We start from the raw sequence: 23389 nt of genomic DNA on the forward strand, positions 1-23389 counted from the left end.
TATCGTTTGCCAAATCTTTTGATAGAGCGATTATACCATATTCTTGAGCCAGTTCCTTGTTAAGATCACAGACTGTTGCAGAAACATGCAAGTGGATAGATAGGTGCTATTTTATAAAAGAGGTGACAACATTCGTGATAACGTCTCCATCGTTTTTTGCATACGAGATCGCTTGATAAATTGCTCATAATTCAAAAGACGACTATGTTCCAGATCACGTTCAAAATCTTCCATCAACCGCTCAATCGTAGACTGCTCTGCTAACACAGCAACTAATTCGAAATTGCTATAAAAGCTACGCATATCCATATTAGCTGTACCTACTGAAGCCAATAGATCATCAATAACCATCACTTTAGCATGGACAAATCCTTTTTCATATTGGTGAATACGTACTCCTGCACGCATCAATTCTTGCATATACGATAATGACGCATAATGTACAACCTGTGAATCAGATACTTTAGGAATAATAATATCGACCTGTACACCACTAACAGCGGCTGTTTTGAGCGCGGTATAGATACCTGCATCTGGAATAAAATAAGGCGTGGTAATACAAATACGTTGCTTCGCTACAGCAATTGCACTAAAACACAACTCTTGAATAGCATCCCAGTTCCGATCAGGCCCACTGGATACAATTAATGCGCGTTCATTGCCTGCACATTGATGTTTTGGAAAATAGATTGAATCTGTGATCCGTTGCCCTGAAGCAAATTCCCAATCTTCTAGAAATACCGTTTGCAAAAAGTAAACAATATCTCCGCGTGTCTCCAGATGAGTATCCCGCCAGTATCCCAGCTTAGGGTCATAGCCCAGATAATCATCTCCTATATTTAATCCACCCATAAATCCTACTTCACCATCAATCACCAAAATTTTGCGATGATTACGATAATTGACTTCACGCTGAATAAACGAAGTAAACGGAGGTAAAAAGAAATAAAATTCAATTCCTGCGGCTTTTAACTGACGCACAAATTTGTATTTCAAATGATAACTTCCTAATCCATCACATAACATTCTAACTTTGACTCCTGCTTGTGCTTTGCGGATTAGAATCTCGGTAAATTCTTTGCCTATCATATCATCTCGAAAAATATAAAACTGAATATGGATATGATGCTCTGCTTGCTCTAACGCTCGCAACATAGCTGAAAAAGTAACTTTTCCATCTGTTAGCACTTTAATATCATTACAAGCAGTGATTGGATTTTCAGTTAAATGAGACAATAATCCGAATAAACGCTCTTCGTTTTCAAATTTCGGATTACCCATATCTTGTGCATGACGTATCACATGAGATTGTCTCCATAGACGATGACGAACTTCGCGGAAAATAATCGTTCCTTTTTTGCGAATCGTACGACGAATCCGATAATTACGAGCTACAAAATAATAAAGTACAAATCCTAAAAAGGGCACACAATATGAAATAAACATCCACGCAACTGCTTTGGATGGACGACGAAACTCAAGAATTAATATAATCCCTGTTTGAAAAATAAAAATAAGGCAAATCAGCACAATCCAAATCATATGATGCTTCCTTTCTGTACCACTTTTCTTGAAAACCTATTATCTATCAGCAAAACTATAATATCCTTTAGCTTCACTGTTATAGGTTAATCACTTCCTCTATCCTTATAACCAACTCATTGTTAGTTGATTCAACAATTAAAATGTAATTATTACCATATCAAAAAGCACTACTCTTCCGAAGAAGAATAGCGCTATGTTGATCATTATTGTGTACCACTTATGCTCGAACATCTCTTTTGACAAAAGAAAACCATGTTATTGCGATAAACACGATCATATACACAAGCAATACACCTAAAGAGAATCCTAATGAAGTCACACCAAATGTGCCTGTAGGTGAATTAAAATACTGTGTCAGATCCAAATTCGTAGATAATAAATACTTCACAACTCCACGATCTTCCGGCTCAAGGAATAGTCGGAAAATGCCATTCAATGTTCCGCCAGAGAAATACAGCAAAATCGAAATCATAATCGCTAACGCTGTAGAACGGAATAACGAGGACAGCATAAAGGCAACAGTGATTAACACTAAAGCGCGAATATAATTATATACAATCGTCAGTAAAAGATCAGGTGTAGGCCCTGATAGAACGCTACTGCCTGTCGTTGGAAATAAAATATAAGCAAAAATCATATTTAAAATAACAAATAGGATTGTAGCTACTAACGAAAATAAAATCACAGCAATATATTTAGATAGTAAAATTTTCCAACGATCCCATGGACGAATCAATAACAGCTTAATCGTTCCTCTTGAAAATTCACTTGATACCGATTCGGAAGCAATAATCAGCGATAACATAATAACAATAAAATACAAAATAAATGACTGATATAGTACACCTGATGCTGTAAACTCTACATCGATTAGTTTGAGAAAAATCGGCACCATCGGTGAACCGATAATCATTAAAATGCTCAAAATCCATGTTGACTTTTTAAGTACAATTTTGAGATTCTCATTATGTACCAGTCTCCAGAAATTCATCATAATTGTCCTCCTCGCGTCAATTCTAAGAATTGATCTTCTAAGCTACGTTTGATCGGACGAATCGAATACACAGCTATACCATTTTGCACAAATAACGTATTCAGTCGTGCTACTTCTTGACGATCTGCTTCAATCGTCCATGTATTGCCTTCCACTTTGCCAGCTGATGCTAATTGAGCAGCTAATTCAGGTTGATCCAGTTCAAATACAACCGTTACTTTTGCTATCAGATCCGCTTCTGCTTCTTGAGTCGTATGAAGTTCACGTACATCTATTAATTTCCCGCCATCAATCACAGCAATCGCATCACACATCAATTCCATTTCAGCAAGCAAATGACTGGATACAAACACAGTCGTTCCTTGTTCACGAGTCAACGCACGTAAATAATCTCGTAGCTCTCGTATACCCTGCGGATCAAGTCCATTGGTAGGCTCATCCAGAATTAATAACTTGGGACGATGTAGCAATGCTTGTGCGACTCCTAGACGCTGGCGCATACCCAGTGAATAGGTGCTTACTTTTTCATGAATACGTCCTGTTAAGCCGACAAATTGAATTACCTCATCAATTCGTGCTGGATCTACACCAGGCGACATACGAGCATATTGCATTAGATTTTGTCTACCTGTCATATACTTGTACATTTCGGGATTTTCGACAATCGCGCCTACTTTGGCAATAGCTTCTTCAAAATGAGTACGAATACTTTGACCTTCGATCAAAATATCCCCTTCTGTAATGCTCATCAGCCCTACCATCATACGGATCGTCGTCGTTTTCCCTGCACCGTTAGGGCCTAGAAATCCAAATACTTTACCTGCTGGAATATCTAGAGTTAAATGATCGATTAACGTTTTGCCACCGATTACTTTACTTACATTTACAAATTGAACTACAGGTAGATGACCTGCTGCATAAGGGACTTTGGTGTCTGTGAGTGGCTCTTTCATATGCTGTTCTGTAGAAGACATGATTGTATCGGAATTGGATTCCATCTGTTTTCCTCCTGCTCTATGTATCAATCTCAATAATGGATACGTGCTCCATCTTTTACCCAGTGTATCATAGTTCAAGCTAGACATAAAAAAAGAACCTGTTCACTGGAATATTCCAGTAACAACAGGTTCTTCAATCCATTATTTAGATAACCATTACTTGAGATGCTTTAATCCTTTTCTATTCTATAACATCGAAAAGGGCTAACAACCATCCCAATGATGCTAACATGCTACGCACCGGAACGTGCCAGTTCACGCATATTGGCTTCAAAGGCTGCAAGTAATGCTGCTTCGCCTGTTAGACCTGTATCGTGAACTTTTTGAATTTGCTCGGTCATCCGTTTGTAGTCTTTAGGGATAACACGTACAAAGTCTTGAGATTGTTGATTCCAGTCTTGCAATACACGTTGTCCTGCTTGGCTACCCGTATACTCCACATGACGTTCGATCAGAGATCGTACTTCTTCCAGTTCAGCTGCATCTTCAATCGATTCAAGTAGAACCATTTCAAGATTACAACGCTCTACAAAGCTACGATCTGGATCAAGCACATAAGCAATACCGCCAGACATCCCTGCTGCAAAGTTACGTCCTGTACTGCCTAGAACAACAACCCGACCACCCGTCATATATTCACAACCATGATCTCCTACGCCTTCAACGACTACATTTGCGCCAGAGTTACGTACAGCAAATCGCTCACCAGCGATACCATTAATATACGCTTGGCCGCTTGTAGCGCCATACAGAGCCGTATTTCCGATAATAATATTATCTTCTGCTACAAATGTAGCTTTGGCATCTGGACGAACGACTAATTTACCACCAGACAATCCTTTACCTACATAGTCATTACAGTCGCCTTCTACTTTGAGCGTCATTCCTTTAGGAACAAATGCGCCAAAGCTCTGACCTGCTGATCCTTTGAAGTTAAATGTGATTGTATCTTCCGGTAAACCTGCTGCGCCATATTTACGTGTGATCTCGCTACCTAAAATAGTACCTGTCGCCCGGTTCACGTTGCAGATCGCAAGGTCAGCTTCTACACGCGTACCATTTTCAAGAGCTGGAGTTGCCAGTGGAACCAATTGTTGCATATCCAATGTCTCTTCCAGTTGGTGATTTTGTCTTTGGATTCTGTAGCGTTCACTACCTTCTGCAAGCTTAGGCTCATGAAGCAATACAGATAGATCCAGACCTTTTTTCTTCCAGTGTTCTGCCGCATCGACAGCGTCCAGACAATCCATACGTCCTACCATTTCTTGAACAGTACGGAAACCAAGTTCAGCCATAATTTCGCGGAAATCTTCAGCTACAAATTTCATAAAGTTTACAACATGATCAGGATCACCTGTAAAGTTTTTACGAAGCTCTGGATTCTGTGTCGCTACACCTACAGGACAAGTATCCATCTGACAGACACGCATCATAATACAGCCTAATGCTACAAGTGGTGCTGTAGAGAAACCATATTCTTCTGCGCCCAATAGAGCAGCTACCGCTAGATCACGTCCGCTTAGCATTTTACCATCGGTCTCCAACACAACACGATCACGAAGATTGTTCATAATCAATGTTTGTTGTGTCTCCGCTAGACCGAGTTCCCACGGCAAGCCTGCATGACGAATAGATCCTTGTGGAGATGCACCTGTACCGCCATCATAACCACTTACCAAAATAATATCTGCACGACCTTTAGCAACACCTGCTGCGATCGTACCTACCCCTACTTCAGCTACCAATTTTACATTGATATCTGCGCGTGGATTTGAATTTTTGAGATCATAGATCAATTCAGCCAAATCTTCAATCGAATAAATATCATGATGCGGTGGTGGTGAAATCAGACCTACACCCGGTGTAGAACCCCGAACTTCAGCAACCCACGGATACACTTTACGTCCTGGTAATTGTCCACCTTCACCTGGCTTCGCACCCTGTGCCATTTTGATCTGAATTTCATCGGCATTGACCAGATAATTCGATGTAACACCAAAGCGTCCAGAAGCCACCTGTTTGATTGCACTACGACGTGAATCTCCATTCGCGTCTGGAACAAAGCGTGCAGGATCTTCGCCGCCTTCACCGGTGTTACTTTTCCCACCGATACGGTTCATCGCAATAGCCAGACTTTCATGAGCTTCTTGACTGATCGAACCGAACGACATCGCACCTGTTTTGAAGCGCTTGAAGATCGATTCCAGTGGCTCTACTTCTTCCAAAGGAATAGGTGCACCATTTGGTTTGAATTTGAGCATCGAACGCAATGTCAGACGTTGCTCATTTTCACCTTCAACCAATGCTGCATATTTTTTGTACAATTTATAATCGCCCGTACGTACAGCATGTTGTAATAAATGGATCGTTTGCGGGTTGAATAAATGTTTCTCCCCGTCATTACGCCATTGATAATCTCCACCCGAATCGAGCACTTTGTCATTGCCATCTTTGTCTGTAAACGCACGATTATGCTGAGATAGACTTTCGGCTGCAACTTCTTCCAAACCAATACCGCCAATACGAGAAGCGGTCCAAGTAAAGTATTGATCGACAAAATCTTGCTTCAATCCTACAGCTTCAAAAATCTGTGCGCCACGATAAGATTGAATCGTCGATATTCCCATTTTAGACAGAATTTTAGTTACGCCTTTGGTAACACCTTTAACATAGTTTTTCACAGCTTTTTCATGTGAAATTCCACGTAGTAATCCTTGTTTGATCATATCTTGCAACGATTCAAATACCAGATACGGATTGACAGCACTAATACCGTAACCTAATAACAAAGCAAAATGATGCACATCACGAGGTTCACCAGATTCAAGCAACAAACTGACTTTCGTTCTTGTTCCTTGACGAATCAAATGGTGATGCAAACAAGCGACAGCAAGCAATGAAGGAATAGCTGCATTTTCTTTATCTACACCACGATCGGAAAGAATCAAGAAATTATGACCTTTACGAATAACACGATCTGCTGCTGCACATAGATTATCTAATGCTTTACGTAATCCTTCTGCACCTTCTGCTGCTGTATAGAAAATAGGAATAGTCATCGCTTTGAATCCAGGGCGACGAACATGACGGATTTTGGCAAAATCTTCGTTCGACAATACCGGTGTATTCAAAATAATCTGACGGCAACTTTCCGGTTGTGGATCTAATAAATTGCGCTCCGGTCCAATCGATGTTGCTGTTGACGTTACAATCTCTTCTCGAATCGAATCAATCGGAGGATTGGTTACCTGTGCAAACATCTGCTTGAAATAATTGAATAGTCGTTGCGGACGATCAGACAGTACCGCAAGCGGTGCATCATAACCCATTGAACCAATCGCTTCAGCACCTGTAGATGCCATAGGCTCTAGCACTTTACGCAACTCTTCAAATGTATAACCGAACGATAATTGCAATTGCTCAATATTGCTATGATCCGGTTGAATCGCTTCCGGTGCGTCTGGAATCTCATCCAGATTCATCAAATGCTCTTCAAGCCATTCGCCATACGGTTGCTCGGAAGCAATTTTATCTTTGATTTCTTCGTCTGAAATAATACGACCTTCTGCTGTATCTACCAGCAACATACGTCCTGGACGCAGACGGTCTTTGTACAGAATATCTTCTGCTGGAATATCCAGTACCCCTACTTCAGAAGACAAAATAATACGGTCGTCTTTGGTAACATAATAACGTGCTGGACGTAGACCGTTACGGTCAAGTGTCGCTCCGATCTGAATTCCATCGGTAAATGCCATTGCTGCTGGGCCATCCCATGGTTCCATTAGACAACTGTGATATTCATAAAATGCTTTTTTCTTCGCATCCATGCTGTCGTGGTTACTCCATGGTTCAGGAACCATCATCATAGCGACATGTGGCAATGAGCGTCCATTCAAATACAAGAACTCTAACGTATTATCAAACATCGCTGTATCAGATCCATCTGGATTGATAACCGGACGAATTTTGTCAATATCATCACCGAATACTTCACTCTCGAAGAGCGATTGACGAGCATGCATCCAGTTTACATTTCCACGCATCGTGTTAATCTCACCGTTGTGAATCATAAAACGATAAGGATGAGCACGATCCCAACTTGGGAATGTATTGGTACTAAAACGAGAGTGAACCAATGCCATTACAGATTCAAACTCTTCATTGCGTAGATCCAAATAAAACTCGCCTACTTGAATCGTGGTTAACATCCCTTTATAGACCACTTTGCGACAAGACAAACTTGGAATATAGAATGTTTCTCCACCCGGTTCACTTGCAAAGCGAATATGACGTTCTGCTAAACGGCGAATCACATATAATTTACGTTCAAACGATAATTCATCTTGAGATTGTAACTCTGAGCTACGTCCAATAAAAAATTGGCGAACGACTGGCTTCGCATCTTTTGCCGATTTGCCAAGTGTACTGTCATCTGTAGGCACAGTACGTACACCAAGAAGAACTTGTCCTTCTTGCGCAATAATGTCTTTCAGCATGTCTTCATGACGGTTACGTAGTTCTTCATCACGGGAGAGGAACACCATCGCTACACCATACTGACCTTTTTCAGGCAATTCAAAATCAAGTGCTTTTGCTTCTTTAACAAAAAAACGATGAGGAATCTGCACCATAATACCGGCTCCGTCACCGGAATTTGGCTCGCTACCCTGACCGCCACGATGCTCCATATTTTCAAGCATTGTCAGCGCCTGGCTAACGATCTGGTGACTCGGTGTTCCTTTGATGTGTGCAGTAAAACCCATACCACAAGCATCTTTTTCAAATTGAGGATCATAAAGCCCCTGTTTTGGAGGCAAACCAGTAATGTTCATAATACGCAACCTTTCTATTATGAAGTGAGATGTCAAGAGAACAGCCAGTGGACGGCACTACGAGGACGACAGTGAATATCGCAATTTCAGAGATAGGGTATAACAAAACAGGCTGCTCTTCCAATCATCACGACCTGTATACGTAAATTGACGATACAGATGGTTGGAAGCAGCCTATCTGAATATGATATTAGAAATGAATAGTAGAAGTATAATTATCCGAATCTCTGTTAGTAGAGATTATACGTAGCATAAGCATGTTTGCTTTTACCCTGGATTAGTTATCTCATTTTAACACTGACCTGACATCGTGGCAATTCAAAATTTTTATAGTTCTGATAAAATATTATTTTGCGTCAAAGCATTAGTGCAATAACGTATCGCATTAGCTTCTTAACAATATAGTGTATTATTATACATTAAAATTAATAATTAATACATACTTTTTATCTATTATTTTATCGTTATTTTTGCAAACAAATAAAGCCTACCCTTTTATAGTAAAGGTAGGCTTTTGATTTGGATACTGCTTTATACTATTTATCTAAAGATTCATTCTTTTATTACAAAGTGAATCGGCTGGCACGAATTAGATCTCTACACTTTCACCGATCGCTAATGGCAAACCTTTCATGCCTTCACGCTCTAGCTCTTTTGCAAACGCATCAGCATCTTGTTCGATTGGCGGGAATGTATTGTAATGAATCGGAATCACTTGATCCGCTTTGATCCATTTCGCCGCGATCAATGCATCTTCAGGGCCCATCGTAAAGAAATCTCCGATTGGCAAAGCAGCTACATCAATCGTATTCAATTCACCGATTAATTTCATATCTCCAAATAGCGCAGTGTCTCCTGCATGATATAGCGTTTTACCGCCCATCGTTAACAGAATACCGGCAGGCTCTCCCAGATAAATATTTTGACCATTTTCTTCAATCGATGAAGAATGGAATGCTAGCGTGTATTTTACTTTGAACCCGTCGAATTGTTTGCTACCGCCAAGGTTCATTCCTACTGTATTTTCAACACCTTTGCTTGCTGTGTATTGAGCCAATTCTACGACTGCAATCACAGGGCAATTGTTGTTATTAGCAATTTCGACTGTATCTCCAAAATGATCGCCATGACCATGAGTTAAAATAATAGCGTCTACTTTAATATCTTTTGGAGCAACATTTACATGTGGGTTTCCTGATAGAAAAGGGTCAATAATAACTGCTTTTCCATCTTGTTCAACCAGTAAGCAAGACTGACCATAATATGTGATTTTCATAAATAAATGCACCTCCGAAATAAATTAATATACCCGCATTGATTTTATCATTCTCGCCAATGAAAGTATAATTCCTCTACTTCTTATAAACTAGAAAACAGCAAACTAAAACAAACCAGCTTATTTCATGGTTTTATTTAAAGAAAGTATGATGTCCAATTTGTACTACTTTGGTACGGGTACGTTCAATCGTATCATCGGTCGCCAAAGACAATGACACAAAATAATACGTATTATCAGGTACTTCTTTATGACCGGATAGAGCTGCACTTACTGCTTGAACAGACTCAGCATTAGGTTTCACACGATCAAATCTACCGTTGTTTACAGGCGAAAACTGGTATCTTTGATAAATCACATCTTTGATAGTTTTGGGAAAATTAGCTGACCGTAGCCGGTTTAAGACAACGTTGGCAACTGCCACTTTGCCTTCGTACGGTTCGCCTTCAGCTTCTGCCATAACGATACGTTCTAACAGTAGCCGATCTTTACTAGACATTGCGTAGGTCCAGGTTGCTTCGGATTTCTCCTTCTGGTTAAGTAGCTCGGTCCGAGTAAAGTATAAGTGGGTTGGAGTTGAATGATTAATAGACGAACTTGCCGTTACAATGCCAGACGATGCTTTCGCTTTGGCTGAACGTGCGTTCGCTGCTTTCAATTTTGCTTGTTTCGCCAATTTTTTAGCTTTAAGAGCTTTGGTCTGTGCTACTGTTGTTTCTGCTTTGACTTGCTTAATCACTTTTTGGGTATGTGTATTATTCCAGGTGACAAAGCTTAGACTTGTCCTTGCTTCAAGCGGAGATGCAGACGCCACTACAGGCTTAGTTCCCCATATCGGCAATTGAGTAAAAGACTCTTCTTTGGTTGTACGGTTATCCATCCAGAAAGGCATAGACATTACAAATATAAAAAGCACGCCTAGCAAAGGCGTAATCCATTGGTTGCGTTTAATAAACTCCATTTTTTTCCTCCAATATTGTTAGCTTACTCCATCCTCTATGTAACCTATCCGATTTCAATTGAATACACCAACATTCAAATTTTGAATCATTTTTTCAATTTATGATTCAGTCGAATATACGATTACAAGCCGAAGTTACTAATCTAATTTGAATTTTCTTATTGCCGAAAATTCGATTTCCATCCCGCCTTCAATTACAAAATTGCAGCAGAACGTATAGTAGTATAGTTACTTATCTTTTGTCAAATTGACAAAAAGCCAATATTAGGCATAGGTTACTCTTTCACTAAAGGAAATGTAGCAATATTCTCATATGAGGGTTGATGTCCTATTCGTATTTTGCACAATACAATCTCTGTGACTTGCCATCCTATAGGTGGCAACTGAAAGGTATGATCCAGCTCTGAAAAAGGAATTTCACCTTTATATTTGCGAGCTATTGTAATATGCGGTCGATATGGACGATCATCTATTACATATCCCAACTCTGTACAAGCTTGTCCAATCTGCTGCTGAAGAATATGCAATGATTGAAGATCACCTTCAGGATGTACCCACCACACTCTGGGTGCTTCGATCAGACCAAATGTATCTAATGATCCAATCTGTAATGCAAATGATTGGGTCTGTGCTGCTATTTGAGCAATGGCTTGTTGTAATGGTGGAATCTCTTCTACCCATACATCACCTAGAAACTGAATTGTGATATGTAAATCCTGTGCATGTGTCCATTTGCGAAAATTATATTTCTCATGTAACAAAGTACTCCAATCACTTAAAGATTCTGCTGCTTCTTGTCCGATCCGCAAAGCAACAAACATTCGCTCTTGTCCTGCTTGTGTACCCATGATCCATATAACCTCCTTCATACTAAAATCACTTTTAACGAACACACGTTCTATCATTACTTCCACTTAGTATACACCAAATGATATAAATCTGCAAAACACTACATTCCTTTACTGCTTCTAATTTGGTGTGCGGGTTATTATTTGATATCATTTAAAACAGAAATAAACATTCAAGCTTTACTACTCGAGGAGGGAATCACATGTCTACCATTGTCTTTCTACAAGAACTAGATGAAGCTCAAAAACAACAGATTCAAAAGGCAGCACCCCATTATGATTTGAAAGCTGTTCCTGCCAAACAAGCAGATGCTTCCCTTTTTCAAGATGCCGAAATTATTGTAGGATGGTCTAAAAAGCTGGCTGATTATATTCTTGCCGAAGACTGTCCGGTTAAATGGGTTCAAACCTGGTCAGCAGGTGTGGATAATATGCCTTTAGACAAGTTGAGTCATAAGCAAGTTCAATTGACCAGCGCTAACGGTGTACATACCGTTCCAATTTCAGAACAAATTTTTGGATATATGTTGTCATTCTCTCGTAACTTTCATCAAGCGATTCGTAATCAGAGTCAACAGACATGGGATACGAGTGGAACATTTACCGAACTTAAAGGAAAATCGATTGCTATTGTAGGTGTTGGTAATATTGGACAAGAAACGGCAAGACTTGCTCAAGCATTCGGTATGCATACAATCGGTGTTCGTCGTTCAGGTAAAGCAACAGAACATATCGAACAGATGTATACGATGGATCAATTAGACGATGCTTTGGCTGAAGCAGATTATGTGGTGAATATTTTGCCACTAACAGATGAGACAAAGCAGTTATTTAATCAAGAACGTTTTGCAGCGATGAAGAAAAATGCTATTTTTATAAATGTGGGACGTGGTTCTACAGTGGACACCGATGCATTGGTTCATGCTTTGGAAGATCACGTAATTGCCGGAGCAGGGCTTGATGTGTTTGACCCTGAACCTTTACCTGAAGATCATCCATTATGGAAAATGGATCAAGTGATTATTACCCCTCATATTGCAGGTAGTAATGAACATTATACAGAACGTGTATTAGATATTTTCCTAACGAACTTGAAAGCTTATCAGAACGATCAGACTCTTCCTATCAATCTAGTTGATTATGGTAAAAAATATTAATTAAAACAATAAAAAGACTCGTTCCCAATAAAAGGACGAGTCTTTTTTGTAATGAAAAAGTATGATTTATTCAAAAGTTCGTTTATTTATTCAATCGCATTTATCTTTTGAATATAATCTATACTTTTATTTTTTAGCATTTTATAACAACGAAACAGAAGATACCGATTGATTGGCTTCTGCAATTTTTTGATACACATGGATACGTTGATCGTACGTTTGCAATGGACAAATGAGTAGTAGTTCGTCCGCCTTATATTGAGTTTGCAATTGTTGTAACTGCTCTATAATATTTTCGGTGCTTGCTACAATCGGAGCTGGAATTTCGTCAGTACTTCCGCCCGGCGCTTGAGAATGACTTTTCCAATGCTCATATAACTGCTCCGCTTCTGTTTGCGTATCTGCGCAAATAACAGAGATTGCCATCATGACTTTAGGATGAGACTGTAACGATGTAGCTTGATATTGTTCAAGATAATGTTGGATGGCTTTCTGACCATCATTATCACTCATAAAGTAACCAAATACATATCCTGTTCCATATTCAGCGGCTAGACCTGCACTCTTAATATTGGTGCCAAGTAACCAGCATTCCGGCTCTTGTGCAGGAATCGGTCTAGCAAAAACTTCTCCGCCTTCAATCTCATATTTATTTTGCAACAAATGAGTAAGGTCTTGCATCAACGTAGGCATCTGAGCCACATGTTCTAAATAATTGCCACTAAGTGCAATCGAAGCATGAGCAGATCCACCGGGTGCACGTCCTATACCAAGATCAATTCTGCCTGGATATAGCGCTGATAACATCCGAAACGTTTCTGCGATTTTGAGTGCACTATAATGAGGCAATAATACACCGCCAGAACCTAGACGAATGGTTGAGGTATGCGCTCCGATATAAGTGATTAATATTTCAGGTGCTGTACAAGCAAGTCCTGCCATATCGTGATGCTCTGATAACCAGAATCGCTCATATCCTTGTTCTTCTGCCATTTGTGCTAATCGTACAGATTGTTGTAATGCTTCTTCAACCGATACGCTTTCTAATACAGGTGACATATCCAGAATGCCAAGGGGTAATGCTTTCATGGTTTCACCTCTTCTATGATGTTTCTTCTATAATATAGTTTTTTGTAAGAACATAAATAATATTAATCGAGATCGTAAATAGACCCGACTTTGAGACCGTATAATTCATTATATATTTTCTCGGCAAATGCGTCGGTCATTCCAGCAATATAGTCAATGACCATTCGCTCCCATGTCCATACAGGATTCGGGCTTAATTGATCACGTTCAAATCGTTGCAACCAATCCGAAGGAATAATAGACACAGACGATTCTTGATCAAGAAAAGCATCCCACAAGCGACGAATAATCCACTCACTGCGTTTTTGCAATCGCTGCACGCGTAGATCACGAATCATCGTCACCCAGGCAAAACTTTTGAGTACACTTACAGTTCGTAACAAATCTTCGTCTTCCGCTTGATCATTGATAAAAGTGACCTTTTTCCAATCACCATCATCAATTACACCCAGATGACTGACAAAATGACTCACCCAGTACGCTTTGACCTCGCGGCGAGTACGAGAGTAATCATGATCACAAACAGGCAACTTTTCACGCCAAATGCGCAAGTATGCTGTTAAGACTTCATCTACTTTAGCTGCTATACTTTCACGACTCCATCCTAACCAGAAACGATCTTCAAGGGTCATGATTTTTTCGATAATTAATTTATGCGTATATGGATCATGCATAAAATGTTCATGAACTTCTATTTTACCTGCTTTGATCCCATCTTCTAAATCGTGAGCCGAATAAGCGATATCATCACACAAGTCCATCAATTGAGCTTCCAGTGTAATTTTACGATCTGGAATTTGCCACTGCTGACGAATCTGGTTGATATATTGCCACTCCCGATGGTACAGTCCTTTTTTATTAACGATTCCCGTATAGGGATATTTGTTAATACCAAGTAGAACAGCATCACACAGATTGAGTCCATCTAAATTTTCACGTTTTTCCAAAAACATAATCAAACGAAAATTATGAGCATTGCCTTCAAAGTGTTCATATTTTTCTCGCATTTGCTGACGCACAGCTTCCCGTTCAGCAGAAGTTACTTTTTTGCCTTTTAATGCTTTTTGCGTTTTCTCGGTAATTAAATTTTCCAATATACTTTCCAGTACTTCTTCTCCCTTATGTCCAAACGGCGGATGCCCAAAATCATGAGCAATCGAAGCACATTCTACTACTTCAGGATGAATAATTAGCCCGGGATTACTAGCAGATGATTCATCAATTTCAGGATAACGGCTGAGTAGACTTTTGGCTGCTTGTCTGGCGATCTGTGCCACTTCCAAAGAATGAGTCAATCGTGTACGGTAATAATCACCGGTTCCTGCTCCAAATACCTGTGATTTTCCTTGTAAACGACGAAACGTTGGAGAATGAATTAATCGCGAATAATCGCGTTCGTAAGCTTCGCGGGAAGCTTCATGTTTATCCTCTGTGTATTGACGGTGTTCACGCATTGATTTTAAATTATTTTCCATATGGTTTCTCCTATATCTCTATATCTATTGGCTATACATGGTTGGAGTGATTATACACATTTTTGCACACTTCGCAAAGTAACGCATTTTCACAAATACATGCCTAATTAGATGGTAAACTATTTATACCCATTTTACACTGAAAAATATACGTTACAAAATGACTGTATATATAGAAGAAAAAATTTAGAGTTATTCTATTGGATATCAAAAAAGAAGATATACGAGCCTACAATCGGTTCGCATATCTTCTTTTCATTTGGTCATAATCATTCCTAGATTAGCGCTTCATCCTCGGATCAAATGTATCACGTAATCCATCGCCCATTAGATTGAATCCAAGCGACGTCAACAAAATCGATACTCCGGGAAAAATAACTGTCCAGGGAGCGGTCTGAATAAACTGACGTGAATCAGATAACATCTTACCCCATTCAGGTTCAGGTGGTTGAGCACCCATTCCTAGAAAGCCTAGTCCTGCGGCTTCTATAATCGCTGTTGCCACTCCGAGTGTTCCTTGTACAATAATCGGCGTAAGACTGTTCGGCAAAATATGTCTAAATAAAATCCGTACATCTCGAACACCTGTTGCACGAGCAGCTGTAATAAATTCTTCTTGCCGTAGCGAAAGGACACGTGATCGCACCAATCGACCATAGGTTGGAATATTGACGATTGCAATCGCATACAGCGCATTTTGCAGAGAAGGCCCTAATATCGCTACAATCGCAATCGCTAACAGGATAGCTGGAAACGCTAGCAATATATCGAATACACGCGAGATTAACATATCTACCCAGCGACCATAAAATCCTGCCAGTATGCCTAAAAATGTACCGATAATAATAGAACCGATCACAGATACAAAGCCGACCCATAATGATATACGTGCTCCATATAATGTACGGGTCAAAATATCTCTACCAAGATCATCTGTACCAAACCAGTGTTCAGCAGATGGCGCTTGCAGACGTTCTGATAATACTTGTGCTTTGTAATCATAAGGCGAAATCAGTGGTGCAAGTAAAGCCAGTATGATGAAAAATACGACAATTGCTAATCCGACCACAGCTGTTTTGTTACGCATAAATGAACGTATGCCATCACGCCACGGCCCAGACTTTACATGTTTGACGTTGCCACCTGATCCGGTATTCAGGGTTGCTTGTGTCATCAGATCACCTCTTACTTGTACTGGATACGTGGATCAAATAAAGCGTACAGCAGATCCACCAGCAGATTAATAACAACAAAAATGATAGCAATAATTAATATGCCTGATTGGATTACCGGATAATCACGATTGCTAATTGCTTCATAAATATATCTGCCTACACCTGGCCAAGCAAAAATCGTCTCGGTCAGTACAGCTCCACCTAGAAGTGCACCTGTTTGTAGACCAATAACAGTCAAGACTGGAATAAACGCGTTTTTTAGTCCATGTCGATAGACTACATAAAATTGAGATAACCCTTTGGCTTTGGCTGTACGAATATAATCAGACTGCATGACTTCAAGCATACTGGAACGTGTCATTCTTGCGATAACCGCCATCGGAATTGTTCCTAGTGCTACAGAAGGCAAAATAAGATGTTTGATCACTGTCCATAACTGTGCTGTTTGCCCTGAAATAATCGCATCGATTACATAAAATCCAGTTACCGTTTCTAATGGTTCGCGTACATTCACACGCCCGATCGAAGGTAACCAATGCAATTTATTGGCAAAGATCCATTGCTCCATTAATCCTAACCAGAAAATAGGCATAGATACGCCAACCAACGCAATAATCATACAGATATAATCAAACCACGAATTGTGTCTCCAAGCACTGATAATCCCTGCATTGACACCAATCACTATTGCAAATAGCATACTGGCTACAGTGAGTTCCATCGTTGCCGCCAGGTAAGGACCTATTTCTTGCGAAATAGGCTCCTTTGTGCGGATCGAACTTCCTAGATCACCTGTTAGCAAATCTCCTAAATAAGCAAAATATTGTTCTAACCACGGACGATCTAATCCCAACTGTTCACGCAAAGCTTGCTTTGACTGTTCTGTTGCTTTTTCCCCTAGAATCGTATCTGCCGGATCACCTGGAATCGCATGGATAATCGAAAATACAATAATAGTCATACCTAGCAATACGGGAATGAGTACAATCAGGCGTTTAAAAATGTAAGAGCCCATGCTGATCACCTACCATGCTTTTATTGTTCGATGTATACATTGGTGTATGCTTCTGAGCCGGTTGGTGAAGGTACATACCCTTTCAATTCAGCTTTGGCTGCAAGTAATGGCGTAGAATGTACCAATGGAACCCATGGCGCATCTTTTTTCACAATCACTTGAGCTTGTTCATACAATTTACTACGCTCTGCTTGATCGGTTTCTTGTTGAGCTTTGACAATTAGATCATGGAATTCTTCACTATCGTATTGACTATAGTTGTTACCACCAATAGAATCTTTATCAAGTAATGGATAGAAGAAATTGTCAGGATCACCATTATCACCCGTCCAACCAATAATAAATAGATCGTCTTTTGTACCGTTTTTCAAATCTTCCAAATAAGTTGCCCACTCTGGAGATTCAATTTTTACTTTCACACCAATTTGTTCAAAGCTCGCTTGAATCACTTCAGCTACTTTACGTCCATCTGGCATGTAAGGACGTGGTACAGGCATAGCATAGAACGTTAATTCTTGATCAAGTCCATTCGGGTAACCTGCATCAGCTAGCAATTGCTTAGCTTTCGCTAAATCATACGGATAATCTTCAACCGATTTGTTATATCCCCATAAGGTTGGTGGAATTGGATTGACCGCTGGTTCTGCTTGTCCTGCGAAAAACGCATCAATCAGACCTTTTTTGTCAACAGCATAATTTAGTGCTACACGTACTTTAGGATCATCAAATGGTTTTTTGGTTGTATTGAAACCGAGATAAGCGACGTTAAATGGTGGACGGTTGATTTTTTGTAGTGCTGGATTAGCTTCTAATGTAGCTAAATCATCTGGACTTAAATCTTCCATCATATCTATTTCGCCGTTTTGAAGGGCATTGTAACGAGCAGTGTTATCGGGAATAGAGCGGATAATGACTTGATCCATTTTTGGCAATCCTTCTTGCCAGTAGTTAGGATTTTTGTCGAGTGTGATCGAATCGCTACGTTTCCATTCTTTGAATACAAATGGACCTGTACCGACTGGATTGGATTTGAAGTTTGCTTTTTCATCTTCGATTGCTTTTGGACTAGCAATACCGAAGCAAGTCATCGCTAGATTTTGTAGAAATGGAGCTTGTGGTTTATTCAATTTGAAAACAACCGTTGTTGGATCAGTTGCAGTTACACTTGCAATTACGCGATCTTCTTCCGGTCCAAACATGGAATCATAATAGTCGAAAGAGTCACCTTCAAATTTGTATTTACTTTTGGTATCGCCCCAGCGGTTGAAGTTAAATACAACTGCATCAGCGTTAAAATCAGTACCATCATGGAATTTGACACCTTCACGTAATTTGAAAGTATACGTTAGTGCATCATCTGAAATCGTCCAACTTTCTGCGAGTGATGGCATAACTTCAGTTGTTCCTTCTTTGTAATCTAACAGTGTATCAAAAACCTGTTGTGCAATTTTGAGCGATTCCCCATCAGTAACGATTGCTGGATCGAGTGCGGCTGAATCTCCACCCCGTCCTACTATTAATGTTCCGCCTCCAGTAGCAGCGGTCTCTTCTGTTCCATTTGCTTCTGGTGCTGTTGTAGCTGATTTGTTTCCGGTACAACCTGCCAACAATAAAACAGACGCAAACATCAACGTAAACATCAACAATAATCCCTTTTTCACAAGCAACAAACTCCCTTCTGAATTAGAAAATCATGGATACGTACTCAATCCTTTTTATCCAGTATATTCTCTTGTATATGTATTTTGAGAATGTTGGCTAAAATTGGAATTGACCACAGGTTGAACTTAATTTACATCATTGTTACTTGTTTGGCAATGTTTTTTCACATAAAACGTTTATTTGTTACAAAAGGCTACATCAAACGACAGTAATATCAAATTATTGCGTTTATATTATATTAAAATCCTTTTATATGCTGTTAAATTGACTTCTCATTATCAACATACTTTGATTTTAAAAATGAATGATATCAATGATTGTTCTAACATAATGTATATAATGTCATATTAACTAACTTTTCTTAATATTTTTTACAAATAGTTTGCTCAAATCTAGTGACACCGTTAACAATTAACTGATAGAATAAGGAGAATACCAAATAAAAGGGGGCATTTCATTTCTATGTTTACAAAGAAAACGTTTTTATCATTTGCCGCGTCAGCATTGCTGACTCTAAGCTTTTCAAGTGTTCTATCTGCGGCTGCACCTTCCACACTAACGATAGAAGGTATTAATCAGCAGGCTCAACAAGATGCTGGTACTGGAACACATATCACTCTCTTACATACGAATGACGTTCATGCTCACGCTACAGAAGCTACGCCTTATATGGGCTATGCCAAACTTTCTGGAATCGCTAATTTGTATCGTGAAGCGAATCCGAATACGTTGTTGTTAGACGCTGGAGATCAGATTCATGGTACTTCTTTTGCTACATTGGTTAAAGGCGAAAGCGTCATCCAAACGATGAATCTAATGGGTTATGCAGCGATGGAACCCGGTAACCATGAATTTGATTATGGGTATGATCGCTTGCTAGAACTTTCCAAAATGGCTAATTTCCCGATTATTTCTTCTAACATTGTCGAAAAAAATGGAAAGGCTCCTTTTGAACCTTATATTATTCGTGAAGTAGACGGAGTCAAAATCGGTATTTTCGGATTGGAAACGCCTGAGACTGCATACAAAACAAATCCTAAAAATGTAACGAATATTGAATTTACCGATCCTGCGGTAGCTGCTAAAAAAATGGTTGCTGAATTGCAAGGTAAAGTGGATGTCATTGTTGCTCTAGGGCATTTGGGCCTGGATCAATCCAGCACAGATACAAGCTTGAAAGTGGTTAAAGAAGTTCCAGGCATCGATGTATTTATCGATGGTCACAGTCATACATTGCTTGAAAATGGACAGACTGAAAATGGAACACTGATCGCTAGTACAGGCGAATATGGTGAACATATGGGCGTTATCGATCTATGGGTAGACGGCGGTAAAGTAACGAAGAAACAAGCTTATGTATTAGACGAAAAAGCAGCAGCAAATGTTACTCCAGATCCGAAAGTTGCTGCACTGGTTGATTCTATTCAAGAATCACAAAAATCGATCCTTGAAGAAACGGTTGCTGAATCTTCCGTTAAACTAGACGGTGAGCGTACTCAAGTTCGTGCAGGTGAAACGAATCTTGGGGATCTGTTAACAGATGCTATGCGCAAAACAGCAGGTACAGATGTAGCGATTACGAACGGCGGAGGTATTCGTGCTTCAATCGCTGCGGGTAAAGTAACCAAAGGTGATGTGATCACTGTTCTTCCTTTCGGTAATCTAATCGTTTCGATCAATGTAACAGGTGCTGAACTGTTAGCGGCATTGAACAACGGTGCTAGTGATTTCCCGAACGAAAAAGGAGCATTTACTCAAGTATCTGGAATCACGTACAAAATCGATACCGCTAAAGAAAAAGGCAAACGTGTCCACTCGGTAACAGTAGGTGGCAAACCACTTGATCTCAAAGCAACCTATAGTCTTGCAACTAACGACTTTATGGCTGTTGGTGGCGACGAATACACAATGTTCAAAGGTAAAGCGCAAACGGGTATCTATGGTTCATTAGATGAAGCATTGATCGAATATATGCAGTCTCTGGGCAAAGTAAATATCAAAACAGATGGGCGGATTGCAGAAGCAGCTACTCCTGCTTCAAGTACAGGTGAAGCGACTACACCTGCGACTCCAGTGAAGCCGGTTCCTGCCAAACCATCTACAACGAAGCCTGCAACACCAGCTAAACCTGTTCCTGCTAAGCCTTCTACAACCAAACCCGCTAAGCCTGCTAAACCAACACCAGCCAAACCGGTTCCAGCAGCAAGCGATGTATATGTAGTTAAAGCCGGGGATACACTGTATTCAATCGCTGTAGATCATGGTACAACATGGAAAGTACTACGCGATCTGAACGATCTTACCAATGCACACTGGATTTATCCAGGTCAAAAAATCAAACTACCTGCTATGACTGCAACAGCAGCATCTTAAGCTAAGCTCTTGGTAAAGATGCTATAAGAGCAATCAGGTATATGTAAAATAAAGAAGTTATACCATCCTGCATAATGGTAACTTTCAATGTAAAAAGTAAAAGGATCTGGATTCTTCCAGATCCTTTTTTTGTTGTCTATTGAGATTTTTTTGTTACCTATTTGAAAAATGAACAATAGTACATATAGCGGCAGTATTCAAGAATGAGTCGAATGTTCTTAATCGTATTATTCTCTAAATAGCTATAGATAAGACCTTTTTAGCATAGATTAGATAGGTATTACTAACTTACCGATATAGTGATATACAAGTGGTCGTTTTCCTATACGTACACACATTTCTCAGATCATATAATCTGCATAGTTCACTATTACATACTTTTACTGGTGCCTGCTTTTGGATTAAAAGCTAATTCAAATAATCCTGTTGCAGACAATCCAGCAAGTCCACCTGCCCACAGACGAGGAACCAATCCCAATTCTGTAAATGGATAAGCTGCTGCTCCAATGCCTACACCAATAATAATCCCAATCACTGGAATCCAATTTTTCGGTGTAGCGACTGCGGTTTTGAGTGCTTGTACAAGTGCTAATACGATCAGCGACAAGGTAGAAGCAAATGCTAATACATTATTTAATTCTTCCATATCCTAACTCCTCTCTATTTCTAAAAGTTTATTAGTATCACTTTTATTTTGTTTATTTGGTTATAGCTATTTATTAGTAGATCTATTCATATCATGAAGATGGTATTAAATCAGACCTTTACGGTGTAATACGGTGAGCAAACGATAAAAGTCGTAACTGCCGCCTTCTGCATCTTGAATCAGCCCACTAGCTAATGCGCTATCCACCGCTTCTTTGGCCCAAGTAGGAATATCCATTTTTTGAGTTTGCTCGATCCGTTGGATACGTGTATCTACTTTGGTAATACTGGTTTTGAGTAGATCACGACTGTCTGTTAATGCAGCAATACGATCTGCTTGTGCTTTGACAGTAGCTTCTAATGCTTGAAAAGCTTTTTTCTCTTCTGCGGTCATCGGTTGTTCTCCCTCCTCTACTGGTTCATGATCTTGCTTGTGACGATAAGTGGATATTAATTGTGCTAATGTGCCTTTATAAATATTGAGATCTACATTGCCACCGATTCCATTTACATATCCAGAATCTGAGTACTGCCAGAAATCCCATGATTTCCATGCGGTACAATCGTCAGGAATACGGGTGTTACTGTATCTTGCGATCCATAATGAATACTTGCTGAGTGAAGTATCAAAATGAGCAGCAAACGCATTACCTGTGTAGATCATAGGTTGAATCGTGGTTAAGCGTTCTACTTCTTCTAGAAAAGCTTTAGCAATAGCATTAATCGAGCTTTTACTTAGTCCACCCGGGTTATTTTCGTAGTCCAATACAGGTGGAAAATCTAATACTTTCGCTCCGCCAATCTCTTGCAGTCTTTGGACAAAATGAGCAGCTTCTTGCTGTGCAATACTGGTACTGGTAGCATTCAGAAAATGATACGCGCCTACTAACAATCCAGCAGCTTTTGCGCCTTTGATATTCGCAATAAATCTAACATCTTTATTACGCGTACCTTCAGTCGCTTTGATAAAAGCATACTGTTTGCCTGCAGCTTTGACTTTGTTCCAGTCGATATTTCCTTGCCAGTGCGACACATCAATGCCCTGTGCACCATCTGCTGTTTTGGCTTGCAATCGATTCACCTTCTCTCTGGTGTATTTATGAATTTACTTGCATTTAAGCTACATCTATTCTGCTATTGCGCAAATAAAACATAGTATCAGGCTCAGCTCTACTTGAAGCGAATACTGAGACGTAGATATGAATGCAATATATTATTCTGGAAAAATGAAGTTTTCTAACGTGTTTTCTTTGCGTACAAATTGCTGATCTCGTTCTGCTTGTGTCATTGGAGATAATTCGTCGGTAATGGTTAGATCGTCGTCTTGCTTGGGCTTATCCT

At 39.7% G+C, this 23389-nt stretch carries 16 protein-coding genes; 2 read left to right on the plus strand and 14 right to left on the minus strand.

The features are described from left to right. Positions 1-111: 111 nt before the first annotated feature. From cls to thpR, 7 genes are all read right to left on the minus strand, one after another. On the minus strand, positions 112-1542 hold the full coding sequence (gene cls, locus PQ460_RS18170; protein ID WP_273615261.1) for a cardiolipin synthase: 1431 nt from the start codon (positions 1540-1542) through the stop codon (positions 112-114). A 220-nt stretch (positions 1543-1762) separates the two neighbouring features. Then, positions 1763-2539 (minus strand): ABC transporter permease, encoded by a 777-nt coding sequence (locus PQ460_RS18175; RefSeq protein WP_274170670.1) that lies wholly within the window; start codon positions 2537-2539, stop codon positions 1763-1765. Continuing rightward, a complete protein-coding gene (locus PQ460_RS18180) occupies positions 2536-3492 on the minus strand; it encodes an ABC transporter ATP-binding protein (protein ID WP_273616252.1) in 957 nt (318 codons plus the stop codon). Before PQ460_RS18180 ends, PQ460_RS18175 begins: the two co-directional genes overlap by 4 nt. Positions 3493-3770: 278 nt before the next feature. Further along, positions 3771-8372 (minus strand): glutamate synthase large subunit, encoded by a 4602-nt coding sequence (gene gltB, locus PQ460_RS18185; RefSeq protein ID WP_273615259.1) that lies wholly within the window; start codon positions 8370-8372, stop codon positions 3771-3773. A gap of 589 nt (positions 8373-8961) precedes the next feature. After that, complete coding sequence (locus PQ460_RS18190; RefSeq protein WP_274170671.1) at positions 8962-9648, minus strand: metal-dependent hydrolase; 687 nt, start codon at positions 9646-9648, stop codon at positions 8962-8964. A gap of 133 nt (positions 9649-9781) precedes the next feature. Beyond that, positions 9782-10609, minus strand: coding sequence for a cell wall hydrolase (locus PQ460_RS18195; protein WP_274170672.1), 828 nt, complete (start codon positions 10607-10609; stop codon positions 9782-9784). A gap of 275 nt (positions 10610-10884) precedes the next feature. Beyond that, on the minus strand, positions 10885-11457 hold the full coding sequence (gene thpR / locus PQ460_RS18200; protein ID WP_274170673.1) for an RNA 2',3'-cyclic phosphodiesterase: 573 nt from the start codon (positions 11455-11457) through the stop codon (positions 10885-10887). A 203-nt stretch (positions 11458-11660) separates the two neighbouring features. Between thpR and PQ460_RS18205 the strand changes: the two genes are divergently transcribed. Further along, positions 11661-12614: a D-2-hydroxyacid dehydrogenase gene (locus tag PQ460_RS18205; protein ID WP_274170674.1), complete on the plus strand. Its 954-nt coding sequence runs from the start codon at positions 11661-11663 to the stop codon at positions 12612-12614. A gap of 141 nt (positions 12615-12755) precedes the next feature. On the opposite strand, the gene PQ460_RS18210 is transcribed toward PQ460_RS18205, so the two are convergent. The 5 genes from PQ460_RS18210 to PQ460_RS18230 form a co-directional block, all read right to left on the minus strand. Next, complete coding sequence (locus tag PQ460_RS18210; protein ID WP_273615254.1) at positions 12756-13703, minus strand: MsnO8 family LLM class oxidoreductase; 948 nt, start codon at positions 13701-13703, stop codon at positions 12756-12758. A gap of 62 nt (positions 13704-13765) precedes the next feature. Continuing rightward, a complete protein-coding gene (locus tag PQ460_RS18215; protein ID WP_273615253.1) occupies positions 13766-15178 on the minus strand; it encodes a deoxyguanosinetriphosphate triphosphohydrolase family protein in 1413 nt (470 codons plus the stop codon). A 280-nt stretch (positions 15179-15458) separates the two neighbouring features. Further along, on the minus strand, positions 15459-16352 hold the full coding sequence (locus PQ460_RS18220; RefSeq protein ID WP_273615252.1) for an ABC transporter permease: 894 nt from the start codon (positions 16350-16352) through the stop codon (positions 15459-15461). An 11-nt stretch (positions 16353-16363) separates the two neighbouring features. Beyond that, positions 16364-17368 carry an ABC transporter permease gene (locus PQ460_RS18225; RefSeq protein WP_273615251.1) on the minus strand — a complete coding sequence of 335 codons (1005 nt, stop codon included), beginning with the start codon at positions 17366-17368 and terminating at the stop codon, positions 16364-16366. A 20-nt stretch (positions 17369-17388) separates the two neighbouring features. Beyond that, the gene (locus tag PQ460_RS18230; protein WP_274172962.1) at positions 17389-19008 is read right to left on the minus strand and encodes an ABC transporter substrate-binding protein; all 1620 of its coding nucleotides are present in this window, start codon (positions 19006-19008) and stop codon (positions 17389-17391) included. Between the two features lie 484 nt (positions 19009-19492). Here PQ460_RS18230 and PQ460_RS18235 point away from each other — a divergent pair, with 484 nt between their 5' ends. Continuing rightward, positions 19493-21403, plus strand: a complete 1911-nt coding sequence (locus PQ460_RS18235) for a 5'-nucleotidase C-terminal domain-containing protein (RefSeq protein ID WP_274170675.1) — start codon at positions 19493-19495, stop codon at positions 21401-21403. A 370-nt stretch (positions 21404-21773) separates the two neighbouring features. On the opposite strand, the gene PQ460_RS18240 is transcribed toward PQ460_RS18235, so the two are convergent. Next, positions 21774-22049, minus strand: coding sequence for a holin (locus PQ460_RS18240; protein WP_273615249.1), 276 nt, complete (start codon positions 22047-22049; stop codon positions 21774-21776). Between the two features lie 105 nt (positions 22050-22154). Further along, complete coding sequence (locus PQ460_RS18245) at positions 22155-23120, minus strand: glycoside hydrolase family 25 protein (RefSeq protein WP_274172963.1); 966 nt, start codon at positions 23118-23120, stop codon at positions 22155-22157. Positions 23121-23389: the final 269 nt, after the last annotated feature.

The sequence above is a fragment of the Paenibacillus sp. KACC 21273 genome (assembly GCF_028736095.1).
Taxonomy (GTDB): domain Bacteria; phylum Bacillota; class Bacilli; order Paenibacillales; family Paenibacillaceae; genus Saccharibacillus; species Saccharibacillus kyungheensis.